Source organism: Streptomyces sp. NPDC052396, assembly GCF_044593195.1.
Taxonomy (GTDB): Bacteria; Actinomycetota; Actinomycetes; order Streptomycetales; family Streptomycetaceae; genus Streptomyces.
Genome location: NZ_JBIUAW010000007.1, coordinates 480,322 through 502,510, shown reverse-complemented (window position 1 = coordinate 502,510; position 22,189 = coordinate 480,322). Strand labels below are relative to the sequence as shown.

At 69.1% G+C, this 22,189-nt stretch carries 19 protein-coding genes and 1 pseudogene; 11 read left to right on the top strand and 9 right to left on the bottom strand.

Annotated features, from left to right (window positions below; genetic code table 11):
- The first annotated feature begins 104 nt into the window (after positions 1–104).
- The 8 genes from ACIHFE_RS21410 to ACIHFE_RS21375 all read left to right on the top strand — a co-directional run bounded on the left by ACIHFE_RS21410 (position 105) and on the right by ACIHFE_RS21375 (position 6,820).
- Complete coding sequence (locus ACIHFE_RS21410) at positions 105–419, top strand: hypothetical protein (RefSeq protein ID WP_400108769.1); 315 nt, start codon at positions 105–107, stop codon at positions 417–419.
- A 385-nt stretch (positions 420–804) separates the two neighbouring features.
- Entirely contained in the window at positions 805–2,262 is a 1,458-nt protein-coding gene (locus tag ACIHFE_RS21405) for a hypothetical protein (protein ID WP_400108768.1), read from the top strand.
- Positions 2,263–2,280: 18 nt separating this feature from the next.
- On the top strand, positions 2,281–3,426 hold the full coding sequence (locus tag ACIHFE_RS21400; RefSeq protein ID WP_400108767.1) for a hydrogenase expression protein HypE: 1,146 nt from the start codon (positions 2,281–2,283) through the stop codon (positions 3,424–3,426).
- Positions 3,427–3,437: 11 nt separating this feature from the next.
- Positions 3,438–5,240 (top strand): nickel-dependent hydrogenase large subunit, encoded by a 1,803-nt coding sequence (locus tag ACIHFE_RS21395; protein ID WP_400108766.1) that lies wholly within the window; start codon positions 3,438–3,440, stop codon positions 5,238–5,240.
- Positions 5,233–5,796, top strand: coding sequence for a NifU family protein (locus ACIHFE_RS21390; RefSeq protein WP_400108765.1), 564 nt, complete (start codon positions 5,233–5,235; stop codon positions 5,794–5,796). Before ACIHFE_RS21395 ends, ACIHFE_RS21390 begins: the two co-directional genes overlap by 8 nt.
- The gene (locus ACIHFE_RS21385) at positions 5,793–6,395 is read left to right on the top strand and encodes a DUF5947 family protein (RefSeq protein ID WP_400108764.1); all 603 of its coding nucleotides are present in this window, start codon (positions 5,793–5,795) and stop codon (positions 6,393–6,395) included. Before ACIHFE_RS21390 ends, ACIHFE_RS21385 begins: the two co-directional genes overlap by 4 nt.
- Positions 6,396–6,435: 40 nt before the next feature.
- On the top strand, positions 6,436–6,642 hold the full coding sequence (locus tag ACIHFE_RS21380; protein WP_400108763.1) for a hypothetical protein: 207 nt from the start codon (positions 6,436–6,438) through the stop codon (positions 6,640–6,642).
- Positions 6,643–6,673: 31 nt separating this feature from the next.
- Positions 6,674–6,820: a hypothetical protein gene (locus tag ACIHFE_RS21375; RefSeq protein WP_400108762.1), complete on the top strand. Its 147-nt coding sequence runs from the start codon at positions 6,674–6,676 to the stop codon at positions 6,818–6,820.
- Positions 6,821–6,832: 12 nt separating this feature from the next.
- Here the strand turns inward: ACIHFE_RS21375 and ACIHFE_RS21370 are convergent, their stop codons facing one another.
- On the bottom strand, positions 6,833–7,405 hold the full coding sequence (locus tag ACIHFE_RS21370) for a hemerythrin domain-containing protein (protein WP_400108761.1): 573 nt from the start codon (positions 7,403–7,405) through the stop codon (positions 6,833–6,835).
- A gap of 168 nt (positions 7,406–7,573) precedes the next feature.
- On the opposite strand from ACIHFE_RS21370, the gene ACIHFE_RS21365 reads away from it, so the two are divergent.
- The gene (locus ACIHFE_RS21365; protein ID WP_400108760.1) at positions 7,574–9,208 is read left to right on the top strand and encodes a cytochrome bc complex cytochrome b subunit; all 1,635 of its coding nucleotides are present in this window, start codon (positions 7,574–7,576) and stop codon (positions 9,206–9,208) included.
- A 205-nt stretch (positions 9,209–9,413) separates the two neighbouring features.
- Here the strand turns inward: ACIHFE_RS21365 and ACIHFE_RS21360 are convergent, their stop codons facing one another.
- The 6 genes and pseudogenes from ACIHFE_RS21360 to ACIHFE_RS21335 form a co-directional block, all read right to left on the bottom strand.
- Positions 9,414–10,367, bottom strand: coding sequence for a nitroreductase/quinone reductase family protein (locus tag ACIHFE_RS21360; protein WP_400108759.1), 954 nt, complete (start codon positions 10,365–10,367; stop codon positions 9,414–9,416).
- A gap of 319 nt (positions 10,368–10,686) precedes the next feature.
- Positions 10,687–11,670 (bottom strand): annotated as a pseudogene (locus ACIHFE_RS21355) (IS5 family transposase); the annotation flags it as partial.
- A gap of 89 nt (positions 11,671–11,759) precedes the next feature.
- Positions 11,760–12,149 carry a cytochrome c oxidase subunit 4 gene (locus ACIHFE_RS21350; protein WP_400108758.1) on the bottom strand — a complete coding sequence of 130 codons (390 nt, stop codon included), beginning with the start codon at positions 12,147–12,149 and terminating at the stop codon, positions 11,760–11,762.
- On the bottom strand, positions 12,146–13,861 hold the full coding sequence (gene ctaD, locus ACIHFE_RS21345; protein WP_400108757.1) for a cytochrome c oxidase subunit I: 1,716 nt from the start codon (positions 13,859–13,861) through the stop codon (positions 12,146–12,148). The genes ACIHFE_RS21350 and ctaD overlap by 4 nt, the downstream gene beginning before the upstream one ends.
- 159 nt (positions 13,862–14,020) lie before the next feature.
- A complete protein-coding gene (locus ACIHFE_RS21340) occupies positions 14,021–15,061 on the bottom strand; it encodes a zinc-binding alcohol dehydrogenase family protein (RefSeq protein ID WP_400108756.1) in 1,041 nt (346 codons plus the stop codon).
- Positions 15,062–15,110: 49 nt separating this feature from the next.
- Complete coding sequence (locus ACIHFE_RS21335; protein WP_400108755.1) at positions 15,111–15,914, bottom strand: class I SAM-dependent methyltransferase; 804 nt, start codon at positions 15,912–15,914, stop codon at positions 15,111–15,113.
- 313 nt (positions 15,915–16,227) lie between these two features.
- On the opposite strand from ACIHFE_RS21335, the gene ACIHFE_RS21330 reads away from it, so the two are divergent.
- Complete coding sequence (locus tag ACIHFE_RS21330; RefSeq protein WP_400108791.1) at positions 16,228–17,301, top strand: HoxN/HupN/NixA family nickel/cobalt transporter; 1,074 nt, start codon at positions 16,228–16,230, stop codon at positions 17,299–17,301.
- A 310-nt stretch (positions 17,302–17,611) separates the two neighbouring features.
- Here the strand turns inward: ACIHFE_RS21330 and ACIHFE_RS21325 are convergent, their stop codons facing one another.
- Positions 17,612–18,733 carry a site-2 protease family protein gene (locus ACIHFE_RS21325; RefSeq protein ID WP_400108754.1) on the bottom strand — a complete coding sequence of 374 codons (1,122 nt, stop codon included), beginning with the start codon at positions 18,731–18,733 and terminating at the stop codon, positions 17,612–17,614.
- Positions 18,734–18,982: 249 nt separating this feature from the next.
- Between ACIHFE_RS21325 and ACIHFE_RS21320 the strand changes: the two genes are divergently transcribed.
- Entirely contained in the window at positions 18,983–20,881 is a 1,899-nt protein-coding gene (locus ACIHFE_RS21320; RefSeq protein WP_400108753.1) for a transglycosylase domain-containing protein, read from the top strand.
- A gap of 42 nt (positions 20,882–20,923) precedes the next feature.
- Here ACIHFE_RS21320 and ACIHFE_RS21315 read toward each other — a convergent pair whose 3' ends face one another.
- Entirely contained in the window at positions 20,924–22,153 is a 1,230-nt protein-coding gene (locus ACIHFE_RS21315; RefSeq protein ID WP_400108752.1) for a hypothetical protein, read from the bottom strand.
- Between the last annotated feature and the right edge of the window lie 36 nt (positions 22,154–22,189).

The following is a 22,189-nucleotide window of genomic DNA, read 5'->3' as shown; positions in this document are numbered from 1 at the left end:
CTGGGGCAAACCGCTCTTCAACGGGTCAAGCCGTTTCTTTGGGATGGCCTGAACCGTTGGTTCGGGTACTGATCATCGTCGCCGCTCACGAAGGACATACGCCGATGCGCCTTTGCCGTCCGCTCTTCGTCGCTCTCGCCGGGCTCGCCCTTCTCACCGCCACCTCGGGTGCGGCGGTCGCCGCGAACGGATCGTTCGTCTGGGTAGGCCCCAAGGGCAAGGCGTACTCCATCCAGAACCCGCCGGACCACAAGTGCTACGACATGGGCCAGGAGGCCCGTGGCGCACAGAACGCGACCAAGCAGCCGCTGGTCGTCTACACCGAGAAGAAGTGCAAGGGCTCCGCGATGCGCCTGAAGCCCGGACAGTCGGCGCCGAGCGGGTCGCGTTTCGCCAGCGTCATCTTCAACAAGGGCTGACCCAGCGGGTGGCGGGTCCGCCGCCGTAACACCCGCCGGGCGCCGGAAGCCCTCCGATGAGCCGCGCCGCAGTCCATGACTGCGGCGCGGTTTTCGTTATGGGCTGAGCCGGCCGCCGTGGGCTCCGGTCAGCGGCCGCGGCAGCGGATATCGCAGGACCGGGCGGCCGGCGGTTCATATCGCTGCCCGGCGGCAGCCTCGCCGTCCGGTCCGGCTGGCGTGGCGGGGCGAGCGGCGGCAGCGTCGTCCCCCCGGTACCCACCGGCACCCCGGTCATGAGCGGCGGCCGGGCCGTCACACATTCGCCGCACCCGGCGGGCGGTGGAGCGCGCGCCATGTGAGCGTGGGCCAAGGCGCATGGGCCCAAGAAGCGAGGAAGGCCGGCATGGTGAAGCATCCGGTGACCGGCGAGGCCGCGTCCGCCGCGGACCCGGGCTTCGAGCGGGCCCGGGCCGTGGCGGACGCGGTGCTGTACGAGGGGTATCTGCTCTACCCGTACCGGGGGTCCTCCGGGAAGAACCGGGTGCGCTGGCAGTTCGGTGTGCTGACGCCGCGCGCCTGGGCCGAGGCCCGCCGCACGGGACCCGCCGGGGTCGCGGGAGCCACCGAGTCCTGGGAGCAGCGCACCGAGGTCGTCTGCCAGGCGGACTCGCCCGATGCCCTGGTGCATGTCCGGGTGCGTTTTCTGCAGCTTCAGCACCGGCAGGTGGAGCGCCAGGCGGAGGACGGACGGTATGTGCCGGTCGAGGCGCTGGAGACGACCGGGGCGGTGCACCTCACCTTTGACGAGGCGGTGCCGCGACAGGCGGATGCCGCCGTCCCGCTGTCCGCGCTGCTGAGTGCCGAGCACACCCTGCCCATCCGGCCGGCCGGCGGGGAGGAGGCGGAGGACCTCTACGGTACCGCCGGCCGGCTGGTGCGGCGGCGGTGGCCGGTTCAGGCCGCCACGGTGCTGTCCGCGGAACTGCTGGACGCGGACCGTTGCCTGTACCGGCTGACGGTGACAACACGGAACACGGGGGACGGTGCCGGCCCGGACGATCCCCGGGAGCGGGCGCTGCGTCATGCGCTGCTGGCCACCCACACGCTCATCGGGGGAGCCGGGCTGCGCTTCCTGTCCCTGACGGACCCGCCCGCCTGGGCGGCGGAGCACACCGCGCGGTGCCGCAATCTGCACACCTTTCCGGTGCTGGCCGGCCAACCGGGCGCTACGGACCTGGTGTTGTCGGCCCCGGTCATCCTGCCCGACCATCCGCAGGTGGCTCCCGAGAGCCCGGGGGACCTGCATGACGCGGCCGAGATCGACGAAATCCTCACCCTGCGCACCCTGTTGCTGACGGATGCGGAGAAGCGTGAGGCCAGGGGCACTGACCGGCGGGCCGCGGAGATCCTGGACCGGGTGGAGACCATGCCGCCGGAGGTGCTGTCCCGGCTGCATGGCGCGATCCGCTCACTGACTCCCGGGGCGGCGGCCGGAGTCGGCAGGCACGCCGGGCCGTGGTGGGAGGAGGGCGCCGATGACGGGCTGCGTCCGGCCACCGACTGTGTGCTGGTCGGCGGTGTCGCGGTGGCCAGGGGCAGCCGGGTGCGGCTGTGTCCGCGCGGGCGCGGGGTGGATGCCCAGGACATGTTCCTCGCCGGCCGGACGGCCGAAGTCGTCGCGGTCTTCCAGGACGTGGACGGCGGCCATCAGATCGCAGTGACCCTGGACCAGGACCCCGGGGCCGAACTGCATGGCTGGTACGGCCGGTTCCGCTATTTCCGGCCGGATGAGGTGGAGCCGCTGCCGGCCGTCCCCGATGAGGAGGCATGCCTTGGACGCCATCGAGTTGCTGAAGCATGACCAAGGGAGGCCCAGGACATGAGCGCCGACACCTCAACCGCCCCGCTCGCCGGGGAAGAGCCGGATCGTGGGGAGCAACGGCAGGGTTTCGACGAGATCGACATCCTGTGGATCTCCGAGGGAATGAGCTGTGACGGCGACAGCGTCTCGCTGACCGCCGCCGACCGGCCCGCCATCGAGGATGTTGTGCTGGGCCTGATTCCCGGGCTGCCCAAGGTCAATCTGTACAACAAGGTCCTCTCCCCCACCCTGGGCGGCGAGGAGTTCCTCGCCCCCTTCCGGGCCGCTGCCCGTGGTGAACTCGGTCCTTTCATCCTCGTCATCGAGGGCTCGGTGCCCAACCAGAACATCATCGAGGGCGATGGCTACTGGACCTCATTCGGCAACGACCCGGAGACCGGTCAGCCGCTCACCCTCAACTGGTGGATCGACCAACTGGCGCCCAAGGCATGGGCTGTTGTGGCGGCCGGCACCTGTGCGGCCTACGGTGGCATCCACGCCATGGCGGGCAACCCCACCGGCTGTATGGGGCTGGCGGACTATCTGGGCTGGGACTTCACCTCCCAGGGCGGCCTGCCGGTGGTGAACGTACCCGGCTGCCCCATCCAGCCGGAGAACTTCATGGAGACGCTCCTCTGGGTCCTCCACCATGCCGCCGGCAGCGCGCCCCCGCCGCCACTGGACCATATGCTGCGCCCGCAGTGGCTGTTCGGGAAGACGGTGCACGAGGGCTGCGACCGGGCCGCTTACTACGAGCAGGGCGACTTCGCCAAGGACTACAACTCCCCCAAGTGCCAGGTGAAGGTGGGCTGTTGGGGGCCGGTGGTCAACTGCGACGTGCCCAAGCGGGGCTGGATGAACGGAGTGGGCGGCTGTCCCAACGTCGGGGGCATCTGCATCGGCTGCACCATGCCGGGCTTCCCGGACGCCTTTATGCCGTTTATGGACGAGCCCAGCGGGGCCAGTCTGTCCTCCGCGCTCATCCGGCCCTATGGCGCGGTCATCCGGCGGCTGCGCGGCATCACCAATATGGCGGTCAACTACGAGCCCAAGTGGCATCACAACGGGCCTGCCCTGACCACCGGTTACGACCCCCGGTGGCGGCCGGGGCGCCGGGCAGGCGGCACCCGGCGGCCCCGTTCCCATCGCACGGCGATCAAGTAAGGCAGGAATCCATGACGGCAACCGAGGCCGGATCCCGCTCCATGGAGCGCAAGCCACCGCAGATTGTGGAGATGTCCTGGGATCCGATCACCCGGATCATCGGCAACCTCGGCATCTACACAAAGATCGACTTCGCCAACCGGGAGGTGACCGAGTGCCACAGCACCTCCTCGCTGTTCCGCGGGTACTCGGTCTTCCTCAAGGGCAAGGATCCGCGTGACGCCGGCTTCATCACCTCGCGCATCTGCGGCATCTGCGGGGACAACCACACCACGTGCTCCGGCTACGCCCAGCAGATGGCCTATGGCATCAAGCCGCCGCCGCTGGCCGAGAGCATCGTCAACCTCGGCGAGGCCGCCGAGTACATGTTCGACCACACGATCTTCCAGGACAACCTGGTCTTCGTGGACTTCTGCGAGGCCATGGTCAAGGCCACCAACCCCAGCGTGCTGGCCAGGGCGGAGCGCACCCCGGCCCCCAACGGTCATATCCATGGCTACCGGACGATCGCCGACATCATGCGGGCGTTCAACCCTTTCGAGGGCGAGGTCTACAAGCAGGCGCTGCGCATCAGCCGGGTCACCCGGGAGATGTTCTGCACCATGGAGGGCCGGCACGTCCACCCCTCGACGCTGTATCCCGGCGGTGTGGGCACCATGCCGGAGCCCACCACCTTCACCGACTACCAGTCACGGCTGCTGCGGATCCTGGACTTCGTCAAGCAGTCGGTGGTCATGAACGACGATGTCTTCGACTTCTTCTACGAGGCGCTGCCCGGCTATGAGGAGGTGGGCCGGCGCCGGGTCATGCTCGGCTGCTGGGGTGCCTGGCAGGACTACAACGTGTGCGACTACCGTTACCAGACGATGGGCGACTGGGGCCGGTCCATGTTTGTCACCCCCGGAGTCATCGTGGACGGCAAGCTGGTCACCAACGACCTGGTGGAGATCAACCTGGGTCTGCGGGTCCTGCTGGGCAGTTCCTTCTACGAGGACTGGCGGGACGAGGAGCCTTTTGTCACCCATGACCCACTGGGCAATCCGGTCGACATCCGCCACCCATGGAACCAGACCACGCTGCCGGCCCCGCAGAAACGCGACTTCGACGGCAACTACAGCTGGGTGATGAGCCCCCGCTGGTTCGACCGTGCCAGCGGTGACCACCTCGCCCTGGACACCGGCGGGGGCCCGCTGGCCCGGCTGTGGTCCACCGCGCTCAACGGCCTGGTCGACACCTCCTATGTCAAAGCCACCGGGCACAGCGTGCGGATCTCCCTGCCCAAGAGCGAGAAGCTGCCGGAGACCACCCTGGAGTGGAAGATCCCCCGGTGGAGCAACACCATCGAACGTGACCGGGCCCGCGCCTACTTCGTCGCCTACTCCGCGGCGATGGCCTTCACCTTCCTGGAACAGGCGATGTCCATGGTCCGGGCCGGCGACACCAAGGTGTTCACCGACTTCGAGGTGCCCGAGGAGGCCATCGGCTGCGGCTTCCATGAGGCGGTGCGCGGTGTGCTGTCCCACCACCTGGTGATCAAGGACCGGAAGATCGCCAACTACCACCCTTATCCGCCGACCCCGTGGAACGCCAGCCCGCGCGACAGCTACGGCACCCCGGGCCCGTACGAGGACGCGGTGCAGGGCCAGCCCATCTTCGAGGAGAACGGGCCGGAAGACTTCAAGGGCGTGGACATCATGCGTACCGTGCGCAGCTTCGACCCCTGTCTGCCGTGCGGGGTGCATATGTACCTCGGCAAGGGCAAGGTCCTGCAGAAGGTCCACTCGCCGGTCTATGGAGCGACGGCTCATGGCTGACCCCTCCCGCCCGGGCTCCGCCCGCCTTGACGACCAGGCCATCGGCCGGCGCCTGGCCCGGGTCGATGACCTGCTGGAACGCGTCGAGGAAGCGCCCGGTCCCATGGCCCGGGCCGCGCTGGACGCCATTGGCACGCTCACCGAGGTCTATGGCGAGGCACTGGCCCGAGTGCTGGACACGGCCGGCCCGGAGCTGGGCGGGCGGCTGGCCGAGGACGAGCTGGTCGGCCATCTGCTGGTCCTGCACGATCTCCATCCGGATGGTGTCGAACGGCGGGTCGCCCGAGCCCTGGACGGTCTGCGCCCGGCCGTCCGGGAGCAGGGCGGGGAGGTCGAACTGGCCGGTGTCGCCGAGGGGGTGGCCACGGTGCGGCTGACCGTCAAGGGGTGCCGCTCCACCTCGGCCGCCCTGGAGCAGGCGGTACGCGAGGCCGTGCTGGCCATCGCCCCGGAGCTGTCCGAAGTGCGACGGCTGCCGGACGCCCCCGGACCGCCCGCCTTTGTACCGCTGAGCGCGCTGGCCCGGCCGGCGGCCGCCACCGGAGGCCCGGGATGACCGGCGGTGCCCTGGCCCGCCTCGTCCGGCATGGCGCCCGTGAACGGCGCGGCGCCAGTGAGCGCTGTGACCTGTGTGATGCCCCGACGGAGGCCGGGCACCGGCATCTGTACGCCACCGCGCGCGAGGAGGTGCTGTGCGCTTGCCAGGCGTGCGCCCTGCTCTTCACCCAGGACGGCGCCGGGCGGGACACCTGCCTGCTGATCCCCCGTCGGCGGCTGCGGCTGGAGCCGGTGCCGACCCGCGAGCTGGGCGTACCGGTCGGCCTGGCCTTCTTTGTGCCCCGGACGGACGGCGGGGTCATGGCCCACTACCCGAGCCCTGCCGGGGCCACCCGGTGGCAGGTCGACCCGGCCGCCTGGCAGGCCACCGTGGACCGGCACCCGCCCCTGGACACCCTCACCGCCGAGGTGGAGGCCCTTCTGGTGGACACCGCCTGGGGCCATCGCCACCACTGGATCGTGCCCATCGACGACTGCTTCCGGCTGGTGGCCCTGGTCCGCCGGGAGTGGACCGGGCTCTCCGGTGGCAGCCGGGTGTGGCCCGCCGTGGACCACTTCTTCGCCGAACTCGCCGAAGGGCCCGCCCTGGGCCGCTGACCGGCGCCGCCGGTCGGCGCCGAACGGAAAGGAGAGCGTCATGGGGCGCATCAGAACCGGCAAACCGGACGCCAAACCGGACACTCCCACACATGTACGGGGCATGCGCGAGGGCAACAAAGGCCCCTATGAGCGCCAGTCCGGCCACCACGAGGACGGCACCGCGGACGCCCGGCGTTCCACCGGCATCCACTGGAAGAAGCATGACGCCCTCTCGAAGAGCATGCCCAAGCTCCCGCCGGGTTGAGCGGTGGCCGAGCGATAAGGAGCACATACCCATGGCCAAGCGATTGTTGATCATCCAGGCCGTAGTGGCCGGAGCGGCCGCGCTGGCCCTCCTGATCAAGGAGTTCCCGGGGCTGGTCCGGGAGATCCGCCTCTGGCGGATGGCGGGGGTGCGCGCCGGTTCCCGTTATCCCCGGTAGCCGGCGGCACCGTCATCGGTCCGCCGGACGCCGGGCGCGTCCGGTCAGCCGGTCCCGGATCCGGTCCAGCAGGCCGAGGCCCGGCGACACCGCCTTGGTGACCGGCGCGAGATCGGGAATATCGGGGCGGGGGCGGGTGGGGGCCGTCCGCCGGCTCCGGCGGACCTTCTCCCCCAGCTCCGCCAGGACCGGTGCGGGGCAGCGGGCACCCAGCCGGGGGAACAGCCGCTGCTCCTGCTCCAGCAGATGGGCGGTCACCTGGGCCACCAGCAGGGGAAGCAGCCGGGCGAACTCCTCGTCGCCCGGCTCCAGGTGCTCCAGATCGCGCAGGATCCGCTCCACCCGGTCATGACCGGCCAGCTCCCGCTCCACCCAGCGCGCCCCGTCCGGGAGGTGGTCGCGCACGGCCGGGTACAGATACTCCTTCTCGACCGCCGTGTGGCCCACCAGCTCCATCGTCACCCGCTCCACCAGCTCCCCTCGTTGGGCACTGCCCGGCGGCGCCGAGCGGATGCGGTCGAACAGCCGCTGGGCCACGCGATGGTCGGCGGTGAGCTCTCCGATGATGTCGGCCTTGGGTGGCACGTGTGATTCCTCCGGTGCGTCCTGCGTCCCGTAAGGGCCCTCCTGCCCCTTCGCACCACTGCCCATCGCGGCTCTGACGGGTACTTAGGCCGTCCGGAGCAGCCGGACGGTAGGTCCGGCAGCGCCCGGGTAGCAGCTAGCGGGGCCGCGGGAAAGGAAGCAGGCTGCATGCTGTTGCGCAGGCGGAAGGCCCGGATCAGGTCCGGTGCCCGGCAGGCTGTCCATACCGGATATCTCGCACTGGACAGACGGGCCCCGGTTTCCGAGCTGGCGCGCCAACTGCTGAGGAAGGCATTCCCGGACCACTGGTCGTTCCTGCTGGGCGAGATCGCCCTCTACAGCTTCCTGCTGCTGGTGCTCACCGGCAGCTTCCTGACGTTCTTCTTCACCCCCGCCATGACCGAGGGCGTCTACCAGGGCCGCTACGCTCCGCTGCGCGGGCTGCTGGTCACCGAGGCCTATTCCTCGACGCTCCACATCAGCTTCGATGTCCGCGGCGGACTGCTGATCCGTCAGATGCACCACTGGGCGGCGCTGATCTTCGTCGCCGCGGCCGGGGTGCATCTGCTGCGCATCTTCTTCACCGGAGCGTTCCGCCGCCCGCGCGAGCTGAACTGGATGATCGGGGTGACGCTGTTCATGCTCGCCCTGCTGGAGGGGTTCTGCGGCTACTCCCTGCCGGACGACCTGCTGTCGGGCACCGGGCTGCGCACCGCGAACACCATTGTGATGTCCATTCCGGTGGTGGGCACCTATCTGAGTTTTCTGCTGTGGGGAGCTTCCTTCCCCGGCCATCTCATCATCGCCCGCCTGTACATCATCCATGTCCTCTTCGTACCCGGGCTGTTGCTGGCACTGATCGGCGCCCATCTGGTGATGGTCGTCTACCTCAAGCACACCCAGTGGTCCGATCAGGGCAGGACCAACCGGAACGTGGTGGGACTGCCCATGGTCCCCCAGTTCGCCATCCGGTCGACCGGCCTGTGCCTGGCGGTATCGGGTGTGACCACGGTGCTCGGCGCCCTCGCCCAGATCAACCCGGTGTGGAACTTTGGCCCCTACCGTGCCGACCAGGCGTCCACCGGTGCCCAGCCCGACTGGTATGTGGGCTTCCTGGAGGGTGCCCTGCGGCTGATGCCCGCCTGGCAGAACACGGTGGCCGGGCACACCCTGATGTGGAACGTCTTCCTCCCGGCGGTCGTGCTGCCGGCCCTGCTGTTTCTGGTGCTCTACCTGTATCCCTCACTGGAGAAGTGGGTCACCGGCGACCTGATGGAGCATCACCTGTGTGACCGGCCGCGCGACCGGCCCACCCGCACCGCGCTGGGGGTTGCCGCGGTCGTCTTCTACGCGGTGCTGCTGGCGGCGGCCGGCAACGATGTGGCGGCGTTTATCTTCCGGGTCTCCGTGGAGAGCCTGACCTGGATCTACCGGATCTCCCTGGTCATCGGCCCGGTGGTCGCCTTCCTGGTCACCAAACGGGCCTGTCTGGCGCTCCAGGCTCATGACCGCCGGCTGCTGGCGGAGGGCGAGGAGACCGGTCTGATCAGCCAGAACCCCTACGGTGCCTTCAGCGAGGGCAGTCAGCCGCTCGGCGCCCGGCAGCGCTACCGGTTGCTGGTGCGGGACATCCCGCTGCCCCTGCCGGACCCGGGGAAGCGGGCACCCAGGCGGCACCGGCTCCGGGCGGCGTTGAGCAACTGGTTCTACCGCGACCGGGTGGAGATGCCGACGACGCCCGAGCAGCGCCTGCAGATCACCGGCAGGACGATCGCCCCACTGCCGGATGCCGAGCGGGACTAGGGCCTGTTCCGGGTTGAGATCTAGATTTTCGGTTTTCTGCCCCCTCTTCGCAGTTGGGCAACCCCCGCATGAGCACAAGTCAACGCCTGCTATCGATGGCGACCGGAACCGGGTTTTCCGGGTCGCGGCATGCTCCTGCCGGGCCCGGCGCGCAGCGGACACCCCCGGGCCGAGGGAGGGATCGGCCCGGGGGGCTGGTGGATGATCAGCCGAAGTTGGGAGCCAGGGTCGTGGCGTTGAGCGCCGTCACGATCGTCTCCTCCTCGTGCCTGAAGTGGGACTCCAGCTGGTTCGCCAGCCGCTCCAGGTCGGCGCGCAGCTGCACGGGGTCGGTTTCACCGGGTACGAAGCTGTCGACGAGCTGCTGGATGTCGTCCTGCAGCCGCGCCACGACCTTGTGCTCCTCGCCGAGCTGCGCCAGCGCCGGAGCGAGTGCGGGGAACTGCTTGGCCAGCATCGGGAACATGGCCATGCCCTCGCCGCCGTGATGCTTCTTCAGCGCCCCGCAGAAGTTGAGGCAGTGGGTACGCATCTGCTGGGCGAGATCCGGCGGCGTCCGCTCGATCGTGTCCGCGCCACCCTCGATCACCTGGTCCGCCTGGGCGCGGAGCGTCTCAAGCTCCTTGCGTAGCCAGTCGTGCACCTCAACGATCCAGTCGCCCATGCCCTTGAGCCGCTCCTCGCCGGGCTTGGGGCCGATCCGGTGCAGTACGACGACCGGGATCTCCCGGGTCGTCTTGGCCTGGTGGTCGGCGTACCCCGGCGCCTCGGCGATCACGCGGTCGAAGAGCTTGTCACGCTCCTGGGCCGGCGGGATGCCGGCGATCGCCTGATAGGTGTCGCTACCCGTCTCGACCGTCACGATCGGGTTCTTGCGGATGTTGTGGTACCACGCGGGGTGCTTGTCAGCGCCATTTGAGGACGCGACGACGATCCCTTTTCCGTCGAATTCGAGATACCCCAGGATGCTCTCCCGGCGCAGGCCGCTCTTGGCTCCGACGGTCGTCAGCACGGCCAATGTCCAGCCCTCGAACATGCCGCTCATCTTCCCGTTGTTCGCCCGAAACTCGGCGATGACCTGACGCTGGAACTCGTTGACGTCGAAGCCCGCCCAGGTCTCGGCCTGTGCTTCCCAGGTCTCGGCCAGTTCCTTGCTCATGCAGTGCCTTTCCGCGTCGATTGATCGCGAAGGAGGGCCATGCCACCGGAAATCGGCACAGAAATACCCCGCATGCCTACGCAGTGAAGATGGGCGCAGCAATCCCAGGACAGGGATTGACGAGCTGCGAGAGACGGAACGCGCCGATCTCTGCAATGGCTGAGTAGCCGCTACCTCCATGCGTAGGCCCATACGGGGCTCACTGGGATCATAACACCATCCCCCGCTGATCGAGCAGCCACCTTGACGAGTGCAACCGGGAGCCTGTGGACCGGTGTTGGGCCCGATCTTGAGTTAGCTTGAGATCACCCGGGGGCTGGAGACTGCGGATCCAGATGAGGGAACCACGCAGGTGGAGTCCGGCGAGATAGCTGGCGGAGGTCTTGTCGTAGCGGGTGGCGAGGCCCCGCCAGTCCTTGATCTTGTTGATGCAGCGTTCGACGCTGTTGCGCTCCTTGTACAGATCGGCGTCGTGGCTGACGGGACGTCCGCCGTGTGAGCCCTTCTTCTTGCGGTTCGAGGCCTGGTCCTTCTTCTCCGGGATGACCGCCTTGATGTTACGTTTCCGCAGGTGGGTGCGGTTGGCGCGAGAGGAGTACGCCTTGTCGCCGGCGACGGCGTCCGGGCGGGTCCGGGGTCGGCCGACCGGGCCGCGGACCTTGATACCGGCCAGGACGGTGGTGAACTGGAGGCTGTCGGCGGCCTGGCCGGAAGTGAGGACGAAGGACAGCGGACGGCAGCGCCGATCGGCGGCGAGGTGGAGCTTGCCGGTCAGGCCGCCGCGCGACCGGCCCAGCAGGGCCACCTTCAGCCGGATCCGTCGCCGTCGGCGCACCCGCCGGCGCTCTTCGCGTGCCGGGCCGGCGGCTTCGACGCCCGTCCCGGCCTGCCCTTTTCCTCCCTTGCGTGTACGCCCCTTCTCCTCCTCGGCCGCCTTCTCCAGCGCGGTGAGGACCTCGGCGTCCACGACCATGCCGACGGCGTCGTGGTGGGCCCGGGCCACGGTGGAGTCCACGCTGACCAGGCTGAGATCGACCTGTCCGCGCGCGGCTGCCTCGGCGATCACGCCGTTCATCAGGGCTTCGAAGACGCCCAGGTCACGCCACTGCAGGAACCGGTGGTAAACCGTCGTCCAGACACCGTGATCGGTGGGCATGTCCCGCCACGGACTGCCGGTGCGGAACCGCCACACCACCCCTTCGAACTGCTCCCGCAGCCGCTTCGGGTACGGGCCGAACTCGCCTATTGGCAGGAACGGCACGATTAACGTCCACTCGTCATCCGTCACTTCAGACCGCGCCACACCAGCCGTCTACCGGCGGGGAGGACGACGCGGGGCCGAAATCCGAAAATCTAGATCTCAACCCGGAACAGGCCCTAGCCGCCCGGCGGTCAGGTCTCCACATCGGGGAACTGGAAGACCATGCCGAAGACCCCGGCCAGCATGATGCCGCAGCCGATGATGAACAGCCACAGCCCATAGACGATGCCCAGGCTCATCAGCGCGGCGCCGGCCGCGGTCACCGGCGGGTAGCCGCTGTGCGGCGGGAAGAAGCCCAGCAGCCCGGCGCGCTCCCGGATTTCGGCATCCCCCACATCCTCCGGTCTGCGGCCCTTGCGCCGGTAGTTCACCGCGCAGAAGAACGCGATGACCGAGGACATCACAAAGGAGACGGTGAGCGCCGCCCCTCCGGCCGGCTCCCGGGCGACCCAGATATACGACACATCGGTGATCAGGAAGAACCCGGCCACCCCCGCGAAAAGAATGGCCTCAAGCTTCATGCGCCCTGTCCTTCCACGGTGTCCGGTGTCGGCTGTGTGCCGCCGCGCTTCCCCGGCAAGGACGGAACCTCCGGGTGGTTGAGGTCGAAGGCGGGCGAGTCGGAGCGGATACGGGGCAGCGCCAGGAAGTTGTGCCGGGGCGGCGGGCAGGAAGTCGCCCACTCCAGCGACCGCCCGAACCCCCAGGGGTCGTTCACCTCGACCTTCCGGCCGGACACGGCCGTCTTCCAGACGTTGTAGAGAAAGGGCAGGGTGGACAGGCCGAGCAGGAAGGAGCCGATGGACGAGACGGTGTTGAGCGTGGTGAATCCGTCCGCCGCCAGGTAGTCGGCATACCGGCGGGGCATGCCCATCTCGCCGAGCCAGTGCTGGACCAGGAACGTGGCCTGGAATCCCACGAAAAGGGTCCAGAAATGGATCTTTCCCAGCCGCTCGTTCAGCATCTTCCCGGTCATTTTGGGCCACCAGAAATAGAAGCCGCCGAACATGGCGAAGACGATGGTGCCGAACAGCACATAGTGCAGATGCGCCACGATGAAGTAGGAGTCGGTGAGGTGGAAGTCCAGCGGCGGCGATGCGATGACGACGCCACTGAGGCCGCCGAGCAGGAAGGTGACCAGGAAACCCACCGCCCAGACCATGGGCGTCTCAAACGAGAGGCTCCCCTTCCACATCGTCCCGATCCAGTTGAAGAACTTGATTCCGGTCGGCACCGCGATCAGGAACGACATAAACGAGAAGAAGGGCAGCATGACGGCGCCGGTGGCGAACATGTGATGGGCCCACACGGTGGCCGAGAGCATGGTGATGGCGATGGTGGCCCCCACCATCCCCGCATAGCCGAACACCGGTTTGCGGCTGAACACCGGGATGATCTCGGAGACGATGCCGAAGAACGGCAGGGCGACGATATAGACCTCGGGGTGGCCGAAGAACCAGAACAGATGCTGCCAGAGCAGCGCTCCCCCATTGGCCGCGTCAAAGACCCTTGACCCGAATTTCCGGCCGGCCTCCAGCACCAATAGGGCCGCGGTGAGCACCGGGAACGCCAGCAGCGCCAGGATCGAGGTGAACAGGACGTTCCAGGTGAAGATGGGCATGCGGAACATCGTCATTCCGGGCGCGCGCAGGCACAGGATGGTGGCGATGAAGTTCACCGCTCCCAGGGTGGTGCTCAGGCCCGCCAGCACCAGCCCCATCGCCCATAGATCGCCACCGGCACCGGGTGAATAGACCGACCCGTTCAACGGGGCATAGGCGAACCATCCAAAGGCGGCCGCGCCGCCGGGCACCACCAGTCCGGACAGCACAATCAGTCCCCCCAGCAGAAACAGCCAGTACGTCAGCGCGTTCAGCCGGGGAAAGGCGACATCGGGGGCACCGATCTGCAGCGGCATGATGGCATTGGCCAGTCCGGTGAACGTCGGGGTGGCGAAGAGCAGCAGCATGATGGTGCCGTGCAGGGTGAAGAGCTGGTTGTACTGCGTGGTGCTGAAGAACTGCAGCCCCGGGCGGGCCAGCTCGGCGCGCATCAACATGGCCATGACGCCGCCGGCCAGGAAATACCCGAAGGAGGTGACCAGATACATATTGCCGATCGTTTTGTGATCGGTGGTGGTCAGATAGTCCCTGAGCTTGCGGCCCATACGGACCCGGGGATTTTCGGAGGCATCCAGCGGCTCGCGTTGCCGTTGCTCGTCCAACTGCGACATGCGCCCTCCGAAGCGCTGGTGCTATGAGGAAGATTCCGCCAGATCATGGCGCCTGCTGTGTAGCCGCGACGCGGGTCCGGCAAACCTTGGCGCGTGGGCCTGCGCCAGGATGCCGTCGGCACATCCGGAGCGGCCGGGCCGGCATACGGCCGGCCGGCCTCAGACGGTCAGCACCGCCACGCCCGTGACGCGATCGGCCGCCAGATCGGCCAAGGCGCGATCCGCCCGGTCCATCGGGTAGCGGCGCAGGTGGACGACGGGGCGGCAGCGGGACACCTCGGCGAGGTAACTGCGGCCGTCGGCACGGGTGTTGGAGGTCACGCTGCGCAGGTTCCGTTCCTGGAAGAGGTGTTGCGCATACGACAGCGATGGAATGTCGGTGAGGTGGATACCGGCCACCGACAGCGTGCCGCCACGGTCCAGTGCCGCCAGTGCGACCGGCACCAGGTCGCCCACCGGTGCGAAGAGGATCGCCGCATCCAGCGGCTCGGGAGGGACGTCATAGGCATCGCCGGCCGAAGCGGCGCCGAGTTCCAGGGCCAGTTCACGGGCGGCCGGAGCCCGGGTCAGGACATGGACGGTGGCCCCTCTGGCGATGGCCAGCTGCGCGGTCAGATGTGCGGAGGCGCCGAAGCCGTAGATGCCGAGCCTGCCCCCGGGTGGCAACTCGGCACGTTCCAGGGCGCGGTAGCCGATGATGCCGGCGCACAGCAGTGGCGCCAGCTCCGCGTCCGTCGGCCCCACCGGCAGGTGGTAGGCAAAGCGGGCGTCGACCACCGTGTGACCGGCATAGCCACCGTGGATGTCCCAGCCGGTGTAGCGGGATTCCGGGCACAGGTTCTCGCGGCCCGAGCGACAGTACCGGCACACCCCGCAGGTGCCCGCCAGCCAGGCGGCACCGACCCGGTCCCCCGGCGCGAAGCCCTCGGCCGCGGGTCCGGCCGCCCGTACCCGGCCCACGATCTCGTGTCCGGGCGTGCACTGCGGCACCCGTGGCGCCAGGTCGCCCTCCGCGAGGTGCAGGTCGGTTCGGCACACCCCGCACGCCACCACTTCCACCAGCAGACCCGTCGGCCCCACGGGCGGCAGGGCACGCTGCACCCGGCGCAGCGGATGGGCGGCGGCCGGCGCGGGATGGTCCACGACCCAGGCCGTGGTGACGGCGGGCGGCGGCCCGGTCTCGGGACTGCCGGTGCTCATACCTCCACCCTGCGCCTGTCGCGCGGGGGCGACAAGCCTCTGCGGTGGGTCAGGGCCGCCGGCCCTGGACCGAGTACATCAGGCAGGAGGCGGCCAGGAAGTCGGGGTGGCACATGGCCTGGCGGGCCGCGGCGAGCTGCTGGTCGGTGATGCCGGTCCGCAGGAACCGCTCGCGCAGGTGGCGGATGTTGTGGATCTGCAGGGCGGTTCCGGGAGAGTGGGCCCGCCACTGCTGGACGTGGGGTTCCGCGTCGATGTCGACAAGTCCGGCCCGGGACATGGCGGTGGGCAGGCGACGGCCCCAGTCCAGGTCGACTCCGGCGGAGGTCAGAAGTGCCAGTTTGGCCTCCAGGTAGGTGCGGTAGGCGGCCTGGGCTTCGGTGGAGGACTCGCCCATGGGGATCAGCGGGCCGTAGGTGGTCTCGTCGAACTCGTCGAGCTGGAGCCAGCCGCCGGGCCTGAGCGCGGTCACCAGGCGCTGGAGCACCTGGGTGCGCTCGGGGAGGTGCAGCAGCACCAGGCGTGCGTGGATCAGGTCGAAGGAGTTCTCGGGCAGGGGGTCGGCGGTGATGTCGTGGGTCAGGATCTCCAGGCCCGGGACGGCCGGCACATGGTGCGGCTTGATGTCGGTGGCCAGGACCGAGCCGGTGGGGGCCACCCGCCCGGCCAGCCAGCGGGCGACGCTGCCGGCTCCGGCGCCCACTTCCAGGCAGCGCCCGCCGGGCCCCGTGAGGATCCGGGACAGGCGGCGGACGGTGAAGTCGTCATAGGCGGCGGCCAGGCAGCAGTGCTGCTCGCCGGCGTGTGCGCTGTCGTTGTCGTAGGCGTAGCCCTGGGGCGGGGTGAGCGTCATACCGCGTTCCTTTGCCGGGAGTCGGTGCCGGTCGACACCGATGATCCTCCGTGCGGGCCCGGCTGCCGAGGGGGCGGCAGGTCCGGGACCCAGGTGCGGGCCGGCCGCCACCCAGCGCCCAGCGCGCGAGCTGTCCGGTGCGCCGTCCGCCCCGGCTCACATCCGCCCGCAGCTGCGTCTGACTTGCAACTACGAAATCCCCGCGCCTACGGTGTGCCGTCGTTTATGCACGCAGGAAGGGGCCTCGATGGTCGCCACTGTCACCGCCAGCCAGGACATACGTCCCTCCGGTTGGCGGCGAATATCGGGAGCGATGACCGGTGCCGAGTGGCGCCGTATGGGCGGAATGGCCGCCTTCATTCTGGCCCTGCACATCGTGGGCTGGTTCACCCTGGTGGCGATCGTGGCACCGCACCACTACAGCCTGGGCACCAAGTCCTTCGGCATCGGCATCGGTGTCACCGCCTATACACTCGGCATGCGGCATGCCTTCGACGCCGACCACATCGCGGCGATCGATAACACCACCCGCAAGCTGATGCACGAGGGCAAGCGTCCGCTGTCGGTGGGCTTCTGGTTCTCCCTCGGCCACTCCAGCGTCGTCTTCGCGCTGTCGCTGCTGCTCTCGCTGGGCATCAAGGCGCTGGCCGGACCCGTCCAGGACGACAACTCCCAGCTCCACCAGATCACCGGCTGGATCGGCACCACCGTCTCCGGCGCCTTCCTCTACCTGATCGCGATCTTCAACCTGGTGGTGCTGTCCGGGATCTGGAAGGTCTTCCGGCAGATGCGGGCCGGTCACTTCGACGAGGACGCGCTGGAGGAGCAGCTCAACAACCGCGGGCTGATGAACCGGTTGCTGGGCCGGGTGATGAAGTCGATCACCAAGCCATGGCAGATGTACCCGCTGGGTCTGCTGTTCGGCCTGGGCTTCGACACCGCCACCGAGGTCGCCCTGCTGGTCCTGGCCGGCTCCGGTGCCGCCTCCGGACTGCCCTGGTACGCGATCCTCTGCCTGCCCGTCCTGTTCGCGGCCGGCATGTCGCTGCTGGACACCATCGACGGGTCCTTTATGAACTTCGCCTATGGCTGGGCCTTCTCCAAGCCGGTGCGCAAGGTCTACTACAACCTCACCATCACCGCTCTGTCGGTGGCCGTCGCGCTGATCATCGGCACCGTCGAGCTGCTGGGCCTGCTGGCCGACAAGTTCGACCTCCATGGCGCGTTCTGGGACTGGATCGGCGGGCTCGACCTCAATGTCGTCGGCTTTGTCATCGTCGGGCTGTTCTTCGCCACCTGGGTCGTCGCGCTGGTGACCTGGAAGGTCGCCCGCATCGAGGAGAAGTGGTCCGCGAATATCCAGCCGGGCGGCCCGGCCGCGGACTGATCCGGCATTGCCGCCCCCGGGCCGAAACCCGGGGGCGCTGGTATCCGTGCCGGGGAAGCCCGTGAGCCGCTCAAGGGCACGCACATCGCTGTCCAACCGAAGGTCACCTCCTTCCGGGCATCCAACGGCTCCCTGTTCGCGGCAGTGGACCCGGCGGAGGACTTGCGGCAGCTGGCCTGTGCTGTGACGCGGACCGGGCGGGCGGTGAGCGCGGGACTGAGGAGAGCCGGTCCGCGGTAGGTGCGCGACCGGGCCCGTAACTCCCCCGGCTTGCCCCGCGCCGGGAGCCGACCGGCTCCGGAACACCGGCTCACACCCGCGGCAGCCGCCGGCGCGCGACCCGCAGGATGTCCTCGGCCGTGACCGTGCCGGCCAGCCGGCCGTCCTCGTCCAGGACCAGGATCAGCAGCCGGGCCGCCGGGGCGGTGCGTCCCAGGACGTCCACCAGCAGGTCGTCCGGCGCGGCGACGGCGCACTGGTCCAGTGGTACGGCCAGTTCGCGGACGCGTACCGAGGCCCGGCGCGCGGCCGGGAGCATCAGCAGCCGGTGCCGTTCGACGAGCCCGCTGGGGCGGCCCTGGAAGTCGAGCAGGGCGATGACGGGCTCCCGGGTGCGGGCCGCCACGGTGTCCAGGAAGTCCGCCACCGAGTGCCAGTCGGGTGCCGTGAGCGGTGGTGCGGTCATCGCCTCCGATACCCGCACTCCGGCCAGTGCCGCCAGCACCTCGGCCTGGCGCATCTCCGCCGTGGCGGAGACGGCGAGGAAGCCGCCGACAAGCATCAGCCATAGGCCCGAGCCCATGCCATGGACGGTCTGGTACCAGCCGGCGAGGATCATCAGCAGCCCGGCGCCCTGCCCACAGCGGCCGGCCACGCGCTGGGCGCGGGAGCGGTCCCCACCGCGCCACCAGATCAGTGACTGCAGGACCCGCCCGCCGTCCAGCGGGGCGGCCGGCAGCAGGTTGAACAGCGCCAGCAGGACATTGGCCCCGCCGGCCCAGAGCAGCACCACGGCGGCCACCGTCCAGTGCAGCAGGTGACCGGTGGCGAAGCCGGCGGCGATGCCCAGGCCGCCCACCACCAGGCTGGTCAGCGGTCCAGCCACGGCGACCAGGAACTGGGTGCGCGGGGAGGCGGCCTGGCCCAGCCGGGTCACCCCGCCCAGCCCCCAGACGGTGATGTCCAGGACGGGGATCCCGGACCGGCGGGCGGTGAGCGCGTGCGCGGCCTCGTGCAGCAGCAGACTGGCCGTCAGCAGCACCGCCCCGGCTGTCCCGGCGGTGCCGTAGACCACGGCGGACCGCCCCGGTACCGAGGCGGGCAGCGTTCCCCGGGCGAGGCCGGTGCCCAGGAAGAGGATCAGTACGGGCGCACTCCAGTGGATGCGCAGCGGTATGCCGAAGAGCTTCCCCAGCGAGATGGAACCGCCCATGTGCCCTCGCCCCACTCACCGCGCAGGCAGCGCCGGGGCCCGTGGCGGGCCCCTCCCTACCATCATCCGCCCGGGCGGGCCGGCCCGGCGACGGCGCACAGGGCCAGAGCTCGGAGCCCGGAGCACAGAGCAGGGCAATACCCACCGGAGCGCATCCCATAGGGTCGAGCAGTGATCGAACGTCGAAAAGGGGCAGCTGCCCGGAAAATCTCGCTGCGTCCTGCCTATCCGCGCCCGGGGCGGTCGGGCTTGGCCCGATGGGTGCCGTCCTGGCGCCAGACGCTGGGCCTCTTCGGCTGCTGCGTCACGGTCATCACCGGGATTCTGGTGGTGATGTACATACGCACCGGGATACCCGCCGACCTCAACTCCTTCGCCACCCAGCAGGACAACGTCTACTACTGGGCCGACGGCACCGAGATGGCCCGCACCGGCGAGGTCAACCGGCAGGACACCCCGCTCGACAAGGTGCCGGAGCAGGTCCGCTGGGCCGCGCTGGCCGCGGAGAACGAGACCTTCTACTCCGACAGCGGTGTCTCCCCCAGTGGCATGGTCCGGGCCATCGGCAAAATGATCACCGGCGGCAGCACCCAGGGCGGCTCCACCATCACCCAGCAGTATGTGAAGAACGCCTATCTGAACCAGCAGCAGACCATCTCCCGCAAGCTCAACGAGATGTTCATCGCCATCAAGCTGGACAACAAGCTCAGCAAGGACGAGATCCTGGAGCGCTATCTCAACACCAGCTGGTACGGCCGGGGCACCTATGGCATCCAGCGCGCCGCCCACGCCTACTACGGCAAGGACGTCTCCCAGCTCAATGCCAGCGAGGGCGCCTTTCTCGCCGCGCTGCTCAAGGGCGCGGCCATGTACGACCCGGCGCTGGGGCCCAGGAACCATGAGCGCGCGGTGGAGCGCTGGAAGTGGGTGCTGGACCGGATGGTGGCCGGCGGCAGGCTCTCCAAGGAGGAGCGGGCCCGCTACACCAGCTTCCCGGAGCCCAAGGCTCCGCCCAGGCCCGCCGGGCTCACCGGCCAGACCGGCTATCTGGTGGAGACGGCCCGCGCCTATGTCAGCGCGCACTCCGATGTCTCGCCCAAGGACTTCGACCGGGGCGGCTACCAGATCCGCACCACCTTCGACCGGCGGCGGACCCAGGCCCTGACCAAGGCGGTGACCTCGGTACGGGCCAAGCTGGCACCCGAGCGGCGCGCGGCCGACCGGAACGTACGCATCGGCGCCGCCTCGGTGACCACCGACGGTCGCATCGTGGCCCTTTACGGCGGGCCGGACTATCTGGAGCAGGGGTTCAACGACGCCAACTCCTCGGTGGTGCCGGCCGGCAGTGCCTTCACGCCCTTCGTCTACGCCGCCGCCCTGCACGAGGGCGTCCAGCGCGAACGCGACAAGCCCAGGACGCCGGTGACCCCCGGCACGCTCTACAACGGCGACGACCGGATCAGCCTGCTCACCCCGGAGGGGCCGTACTGGGACCGCTCGGGGAAGATCGTCAAGGCGTCCAATGACGGCGGGAAGTCCTGGGGCAAGGTCACGCTGAAGGACGCGGTGGCCAAGTCCGTCAACACCGCCATGATGCAACTGGGCATGGATGTGGGCCTGGACAAGGCCGGCGAGATGGGCGTGCGGACCGGGCTGCTGGAGGACAGCCTCGGCGACAAGCTGCCGTCCTTCTCCCTGGGCACGGCCACCCCCAGCGCCATCCGCATGGCCGACGCCTATGCCACCTTCGCGGCCGGGGGACGGCACAGCGATCCGTACTCGGTCAGCCGGCTCATCCGCAATGGCGCCGATGTCCCGGTGGAGAAGCCGGCGGCCAGGCAGGTGCTGCCCCGCTCGGTGGCGGGTGCCGTGGACGACGCCCTGCACGAGGCCGTCCGGCGGGGCACGGCGACCGCGGCCCGGGCGGCCGGGCCGGGGAGCGCCGGCAAGACGGGCACCGCCCAGGACAACACCTCGGCCTGGTTCGTCGGTTACCGCGACCGGCTCTCCACGGCCGTCTCGCTGGCCCGTATCGACCCCAGGAGCCAGGAGCTGCAGCCGCTCGACGGCCTGGGCGGCGCGTCCAGGAAGCAGCCGGGCAGCGGACTTCCGCTGGACATCTGGACCCGGTACATGACCGGGCGCTAACGGGCCCAGGGCGCCGGGCCGTTGTGCCCGGCGCCGGCCCGGCTACTTCACCAGCTTCGCCCAGTCCGGGGACTGCGCCGGGTCCAGCTTGCGCAGCCGCTCCAGCACCTTGGGGTCCTGGGCGTCCAGCCAGTCGGCGAGCTGCTTGAAGGACACACAGCGCACACCGTCGCGCTTGCACACCGACTTCACCACGTCCTCGACGGCCGACATATATATGCCGCCGTTCCAGTCCTCGAAGTGGTTGCCCACGAACAGCGGTGCCCGGCTGCCGTTGTAGACGCGCTCAAATCCGTTGAGATACCCGTCCCTGGTGAGTCTGCGCCACTGCTCGTACTTCGCGGGATCACCCTTGGTGTTGTCACCGGACTGGTTGTAGAGGAAGTTGAAGTCCATGGACAGGACCTGCTTCTCGCTCTGCGGATAAGGCAGCAGCTGCAGCGGGAAGTTCCAGATCCCGTCGATCTTCGACGGCCAGATCTGGAAGTCACCGGGCGAACTGGCGTCATAGCGCCAGCCGAAGGACTTCGCGGCGGTCAGCAGGTTCTTCTGGCCTTCCAGACAGGGCGCCCGCCCACCGGTCAGTTCCTTCTGGTAGTCGAAGGGCAGAGGCGGCAGGTCCTGGTAGCCGGTGTTGGTCTTCCAGTGCTCGACAAACGAATACGCCTGCTGTATCTCGCTCTTCCACTCCGCCGGGCTCCAGTCGCCGCCGCCCTTGCGCCCGCAGAAGTGGCCGTTGAAGTGGGTGCCTATCTCATCGCCGTCCTGCCAGGCGGCACGGAGCTGCTCCAGGGTGTCCCTGATGTGCTGGTCCGTGGCATAGGAAATGGCGGATTCACCTGGTTTGTGCTGCGGCGGCTTGTACATCGCCGCCTTGGACTTGGGCAGCAGATACATGCCGGTGAGGAAGAACGTCATGGTGGCGTTGTTCTGCTTGGCGACCTCACGGAAGCGCGAGAACTGGTGGTCATCGCCTTCCAGCGCGCCGTCCCAGGAGAAGACCACGAACTGCGGTGGCTTCTGCCCGGGCTTGAGCTTTTCCGGCTTGGGCTGGTGGGGCTGCGGCCCGGTGTAGGAGGTGGAACCGTCGCCCAGCACCTTGACCTTGCCGTCCCAGGTGGCCTCGGGTGACGGACTCGCCTGGGCGGTGGGCTCCTTGGCGGGTGCGCCGGCGGGCGAGGCGGCGGCCCGCTTGCCGCCGTCCTTTCCCTCACAGCCCGACAGGCCGAGGGCCAGCGCGGCCACGGCGGCCAGAGCAGCCGCACTATGCACGGTCCTCTTCGACAACTTCGTACCCCCTGGCACCAA